The organism is Porphyromonas uenonis 60-3 (genome assembly GCF_000174775.1).
Lineage (GTDB): Bacteria > Bacteroidota > Bacteroidia > Bacteroidales > Porphyromonadaceae > Porphyromonas > Porphyromonas uenonis_A.
In genome coordinates this window covers 1-1,005 of the sequence record NZ_ACLR01000150.1, presented here as the reverse complement: position 1 = coordinate 1,005, position 1,005 = coordinate 1, and the positions used below count along the sequence as shown (strand labels likewise).

Here is a 1,005-nt window from a genome sequence, read left to right as displayed (position 1 = left end):
CAATATTCACCACGACCAATAGGAGCGAGTCTATATTGTCTTGTATACCACCCTTCTTGAGCGAGGGAAAGAAAGCTGGACCCACCTGAAGACCTAGGGCATAGATAAATAGAATCAGCCCGAAGTTCATCCCAAAGTCTAGCGTCCTAGCCTCTAGCGTGATACCCCAGTAAGAGAGCAGGATACCGACGAAAAAGACAAAGGTCACCCCGAGAGAGATACGGGCTATGCGAATGCGTGCCAAGAGCAACCCCACCAGTGAGACCAGTGAGATCACAATAATCGATTGAGGCACCGAAGGTATGACGAAGAGCTCGTTGAAAAATGCTCGCAGACTATCCATACATGTATCTTAGTAAAGTGAGGCTCCTCCACAGGAGCCATACAACGTAGGAGCGCATCATCCAAACTAAACGCTCCAATACTAACGCAAAGGTACAAAATTAGAGATTAGACGTTAGAGATTAGATGCTAGAGATTGGACGTTAGAGATTAGATGCTAGAGATTAGACGTTAGAGATTAGGCGTTGGCTGACAGGGCTGGTGCATCATAATCAGCTCTTCTTTGATGACCTTCGAGTAATATATGGCTAAATCCTCACTACAAAGCAATCTCGAGCCACTCTATAGCTACTCCTGCATCTCGACTGATTTCAATCTCTCCTGAGCAAATCGGGAAGCTTCACGGAGCAAATAAAAATTCCCCACGGAGCCGGGAAATAAAAGTTCGGAAGAATGAAATGAAACTTCGGAAGAAGCAAATCAAAGTTCGGAAGATTTTTTTTATTCCTCCGTGGAGATTCGTCGATTTCCACTGAGGAATTGCTCAATTTCCTTGATAGTGTCGTCGATGACCTCATCCTAAATAATGCGTCAGTCCAATAGTGTCCTAAACGTTTTGACAGCAAGTGTCAGGGGACGATTGACCCGCTTGACAGCTATCTTACACCCTTCGCCCATAGAAAACGTTTAGGGCACTATTGGACAGCAATATAATTGTTTGAA

Annotated in this window: 1 pseudogene; it reads right to left on the bottom strand. The window is 44.8% G+C overall.

The annotated features are described in order from the left end of the window. Window positions 1–343, bottom strand: a pseudogene (locus PORUE0001_RS05065) (transporter); the annotation flags it as partial. Between the last annotated feature and the right edge of the window lie 662 nt (window positions 344–1,005).